This is a genomic window from Kineococcus indalonis (genome assembly GCF_009906395.1).
Taxonomy (GTDB): domain Bacteria; phylum Actinomycetota; class Actinomycetes; order Actinomycetales; family Kineococcaceae; genus Kineococcus; species Kineococcus indalonis.
In genome coordinates this window covers 1-4,913 of sequence record NZ_JAAALM010000316.1, presented here as the reverse complement: position 1 = coordinate 4,913, position 4,913 = coordinate 1, and the positions used below count along the sequence as shown (strand labels likewise).

4 protein-coding genes are annotated in these 4,913 nt (G+C 78.9%); 1 reads left to right on the top strand and 3 read right to left on the bottom strand.

Going from position 1 to position 4,913, the window contains the following annotated elements:
• Positions 1–1,413: diguanylate cyclase domain-containing protein (locus GTR00_RS14635; protein WP_166612338.1), on the top strand; the 1,413-nt coding region annotated here is incomplete at its 5' end.
• A 41-nt stretch (positions 1,414–1,454) separates the two neighbouring features.
• Here GTR00_RS14635 and tsaD read toward each other — a convergent pair.
• From tsaD to GTR00_RS25075, 3 genes are all read right to left on the bottom strand, one after another.
• Positions 1,455–2,513, bottom strand: coding sequence for a tRNA (adenosine(37)-N6)-threonylcarbamoyltransferase complex transferase subunit TsaD (gene tsaD, locus GTR00_RS14630; protein ID WP_166612337.1), 1,059 nt, complete (start codon positions 2,511–2,513; stop codon positions 1,455–1,457).
• Positions 2,510–3,049, bottom strand: a complete 540-nt coding sequence (gene def / locus GTR00_RS14625) for a peptide deformylase (RefSeq protein WP_407659703.1) — start codon at positions 3,047–3,049, stop codon at positions 2,510–2,512. Before def ends, tsaD begins: the two co-directional genes overlap by 4 nt.
• A 128-nt stretch (positions 3,050–3,177) precedes the next feature.
• On the bottom strand, positions 3,178–4,827 hold the full coding sequence (locus GTR00_RS25075; RefSeq protein ID WP_166612336.1) for a SpoIIE family protein phosphatase: 1,650 nt from the start codon (positions 4,825–4,827) through the stop codon (positions 3,178–3,180).
• Positions 4,828–4,913 lie beyond the last annotated feature (86 nt).

Below are 4,913 nucleotides of genomic sequence, written 5' to 3'. Positions count from 1 at the left end.
CGCGCGACCAGGTCCGCCACCCCCTTCGCCCCCGACGTGCACCCCCTCGTGGCGCTGGCCGTGGTGCCGGCGGCGGCCGCGCCCGTCGCGGCGCTGCTGTCGGGGCTGGGCGTGCTGGTCCTGCCGGCCTGGGTGTTCGTCGCCGCGTGCGCGCTGCTGGGGGCCTCGGCGCAGAGCCGCTGCCAGCGGTTGCTGTCGGGACCGGACCCGGACGGCCGCCTCGGCCTGCGGGTGGCGTGGGCGATGGCGCTGTTCGCCGTCATCACCGCCTGCAGCGGCACCACGTTCCTGCTGCCGCTGGCCGCCCTGCTCGTCGGGGCGCCCCACGTCGACGTCTCCGGCGGGCGCGCCTGGCGGCCCGTGGCGGCCTCCGGCGCGGTGCTGGTGGTCGCCCAGCACGCCCTGCTGCTGGCCGGGGTGCTGCCCTCCCCCGTGCCCGCCGCGCGCTCCGCCGGGATCGCCGTGCTCACCTCCGCCGCCGCCCTCATGTGGCTGCTGGCGCTGGCCCGCGTGGAGGACGAGCGGCGGGCGCTGCTGGCGGACCTGCGCTCGGCGGAGGCGTGGTTCCGCGCCCTCGTGCAGGACTCCCGGGAGGTCTTCGCGACGGTCCGCCGCGACGGGACCGTCTCCTACGTCAGCCCGTCGGCGTCGGAGGACTGGCGCGTGCCCGCCGCCCTGCTCGTGGAGCGGCCCTTCCCGGAGCTGCTGCACCCGCAGGACCGGGCCGAGGCGCTGGCCTGCTTCGAGCGCTGCCTGGCGACCGGCGGGGAGGGGACCGTGCGGGTGGAGCTGCGGGTGCGGGCGCGCGACGGCGGCCACCGCTGGCTGTCGGCGGCCCTGCGCGACCAGACCGGCAACAGCGCCGTCGGCGCGGTCGTCGTCCACCTGCACGACGTCACGGAGCGCCGCCGGCAGCAGGCGCGGCTGCAGCACGAGGCCGAGCACGACGCGCTGACGGGCCTGCTCAACCGCGCGGCGTTCACCGCGCGGCTCGACGCGGCGCTGCGGGACGCCCCCGCGGCGGAGGTGGGCGTGGTGTTCTGCGACCTGGACGGCTTCAAGGCGGTCAACGACGGCCTGGGGCACGCCGCGGGCGACGAGCTGCTCGTCGCGGTCGCGCAGCGGCTGCTGGCGTGCGCGCGCGACGGGGAGGTGGTGGCCCGCCTGGGCGGCGACGAGTTCACGGTGCTGGTGCCGCGCCGGGCCGGGCCGCAGGAGCTGGAGGACCTCGCCGAGCGCCTGCGGGCGGCCCTGTCGCCGGGGTTCCGCCTCGCGGGCGGGCACCTCGCGCACGTGGGCGCGAGCACGGGCGCCGCGCTGGGCGGGCCGGGGACGAGCACGGACGAGGTGCTGGCGGCGGCCGACGCGCGCATGTACGAGGCCAAGCGGGCCTCGCGGGGCTCGCGCGTCTGAGGCGGGTCCGAGTCGGGTCCGAGGCGGGTCCGGGGCGGGCCTCAGGCCCAGGGCCCGGCCAGCAGCGCCCCCGTCAGCGGCGCGGAGGGGTCGGCGGCCAGGTCCAGCCCGGAGGCGGGCGCCCCGGAGCGCACCAGCAGGTCGCCCACGGCGGCGATCATCGCGCCGTTGTCGGTGCACAGCCGCACCGGCGGCACCCGCAGCCGCAGGCCCGCCGCGGCGCAGCGCTCCTCGGCCAGCGCCCGCACCCGGGTGTTGGCCGCGACGCCGCCGACGAGCAGCAGCGTGTCGACGCCGTGCTCGCGGCAGGCGGCCACCGCCTTGCGGGTGAGGACGTCGGCGACGGCCTCCTGGAAGGAGGCGGCCACGTCGGCGACGGGCACCTCGCCGCCGGCGTCGGTGCGCGCCTCCACCCAGCGCGCCACGGCGGTCTTCAGGCCGGAGAAGGAGAAGCCGTAGGCGGGGTCGGCCGGGCGCGTCAGCGCGCGGGGGAAGGCGATGGCGTCGCGGTCGCCGTCGCGGGCGGCGCGGTCGACGGCCGGGCCGCCGGGGTAGCCCAGGCCCAGCACGCGCGCGACCTTGTCGAACGCCTCCCCGGCGGCGTCGTCGGTGGTGTCGCCCAGGTGCACGATGCGGTCGCGGCCCAGGTCGCCCAGCAGCAGCAGGGAGGTGTGCCCGCCGGAGACGACCAGCGCCACGCACCGCGGCGGCAGCGGGCCGTGCTCCAGGACGTCCACGGCGGCGTGCCCGGCGAGGTGGTGCACCCCGTACAGCGGCTTGCCCAGCGCGAAGGCCAGCGCCTTGGCGGAGGCCAGCCCGACCTGCACGGCGGTGGACAGCCCCGGGCCGGCGGTGACGGCGACGGCGTCGACGTCGCTCAGCTCCAGGCGCGCGGCCGCCAGGGCCTGGCGCACCACCGGCACCATCGCCTCCAGGTGGGCGCGGGCGGCGACCTCGGGCACGACGCCGCCGAAGCGGGCGTGCGCGTCCATGCTGGAGGCCAGGGCGTCGCCGAGCAGCACGCCGTCGCTGACCAGGCCGGCGCCGGTCTCGTCGCAGCTGGACTCGATGCCCAGCACGACGGGGCTGGTGCGGCTCACCGCTGCGCCTCGACGGGCAGCCCGGCGGCGGTGAGGACCTCCACGCGCTGCCCGGCGGGCAGCCGGTCGACGTAGACGACGCCCTCGAGGTGGTCGCACTCGTGCTGCAGGCAGCGCGCCAGCAGGCCGGTGCCCACCAGGCGCACCGGCTGCCCGTGCACGTCGACGCCGGTGACCTCGCAGCGGTCGGGGCGGGCGAGGTCGGCGTACTGGCCGGGCACCGACAGGCAGCCCTCCCCGTCCAGGTCGAGTCGGCGCCTGCGGCCGGTGGGCAGGTGCAGGACGGGGTTCACGACGTGGGCGACGACGTGCTCGCCGTCCTCGTCGGGGCAGTCCACGACGAACACGCGCGCGTCCACGCCGATCTGGTTGGCGGCCAGGCCCACGCCGTCGGCGGCAGCCATGGAGGCGAACATGTCGGCGACGAGCTGGACGAGGCCGTCGTCGAGGGCGGTGACCGGGGTGCACCTGCGGTGCAGCACGGGGGTGCCGTGGGTGGTGATCGGGTGGGCGGTGCCCGTGCGGCCCTCGAACACCACCGGCCCGCCGCCGCCCGGCTCCCCCGGCTCCCCGCCGGGCGCGTCGTGCTGCTCGTCCTGCTGCTCGCTCACGACGCACGATCGTAGGCGGCCGCGCACCGGGGGGCGGCACCCGCGGGTGGCGCTCAGCGCTGCGGCTCGAAGCGCACGGCGAGCACGGCGACGTCGTCGCCGCCGGCGGGCGCGGCGGCGGCCAGCAGCGCGTCCAGGGCGGGGCCGAGCCCGTCGCGCCCGGCGCGGGCCAGCGCGGCGGCCGCGCCGCGCAGGCGCTCCACGCCGTCGTCGAGGTCGGCGTCGCGGTGCTCGACGAGGCCGTCGGTGTAGAGCAGCAGGGTGCAGCCGGCGGGCAGCTCGGTGCGGTGGTCGGAGCGCTCGCTGCCGCCGGTCTCGGCGCCCAGCAGCACGTCGGGGGCGGTGCGCAGCACGTCCGCGCGCCCGTCGCGGTGCACCAGCAGCGGCGGCGGGTGCCCGGCGCTGGCCCAGCGCAGCACGCGCCGGCCGGCGGCGCGGTCGGCGGCGGACTGCTCGACGCGGGCGACCAGGCAGGTGGCCAGGACCGGCTCGCCGCCCACGGCGGGCACGACGGACTCCAGGCGGGCCAGCAGCGCGGAGGGCTCCTGGTGGCGGTCCAGGGCCAGGGCGCGCAGCGCCACGCGCAGCTGCCCCATGGCGGCGGCGGCGGTGACGTCGTGGCCGGTGACGTCGCCGATGACCAGCAGGGTGGCGCCGTCGGGCAGCACGACGGCGTCGTACCAGTCGCCGCCGACGTGGGCGTCCACGCGCGCGGGCACGTAGCGGGCGGCCAGGTGCAGGTCGTCGGGCTGGGGCAGGTGGTCGGTGAGCATGGCCAGCTGCAGGGTGCGGGCGGTGTCGCGGTGCTCGGCGAGGACGAGCGCGCGCTGCAGCGCCTGGGTGGCGTAGGAGGCGGAGGCCTCCAGCAGGGCGCGCTGGCCGGGCGCGGGGCGCCGGCCGTGCGACCACACGAGGGTGACGACCCCCACGCCGCGCCCGGCGGCCACCAGCGGGACGGCGGCGCAGTAGCTGACGTCGGCGGCCTCCCAGCGCTCGGCCAGCTCCGGGTAGTGCGCGCGCAGGGCCTCGCCGTCCTCGTAGCGGGGCTGCTGCTCGCGCAGCGCCGCGGTGCCGGGGCCGGGCCCGTCCAGGGGCAGGTCCCCCCAGCGCTCCAGCGCCCCGGGGACCAGCTCCTCCAGGAAGGGGGTGCGCAGCACGCCGCGCTGCTCGTCGACGACCGACAGGCCGGCGTGGGTGGCGCCGAAGACGGAGCGGGCGGTGTCCACGACGACGCGGGCGACGTCGTGGACGTCGTCGGCGGCGGTGAGGGCGGCGGACAGGGCGAGCAGGCGGGTGGTGCGCTCGACCGTCTCGGTCAGGGAGCGGGTGAGCTCGTCGCGCTCCACGCGCAGGGCGTGCTCGCCGCTGACGTCGCGGAAGGCGCACAGGACGTGCCCGTCGAGGCGCCGGGCGCGCAGGTGCAGGTGCACGCCGGTGCCGGGCACGGGGCCGGTCCACTCGACCAGGCCGTCCCGGTCGCGGGTGCGGCGCAGCAGCTGGTGCAGCTCGGAGCCGACGGCCTGGGGGAACAGCTCGGCGAGGGGGCGGCCCTGCGCGTCGTCGGCGCGCAGGCCCCACACGGCGGCGCCGGCGTCGTTGACGTGCACGACGCGCCAGCGCTGCGGGTCGAGCACGACGACGCCCTCGGACACCTCCCGCAGCGCCCGCAGCAGGAGCGAGTCCCCGGTGGCTGCGGGTTCCACACCCCGACCGTAGGCCGCCGCGCCGCGGCGCGCACGGGTTCGGGCGCACCGGGCGGGAGCCCGCCGGGAGCCCGCCGGGCGCGCGG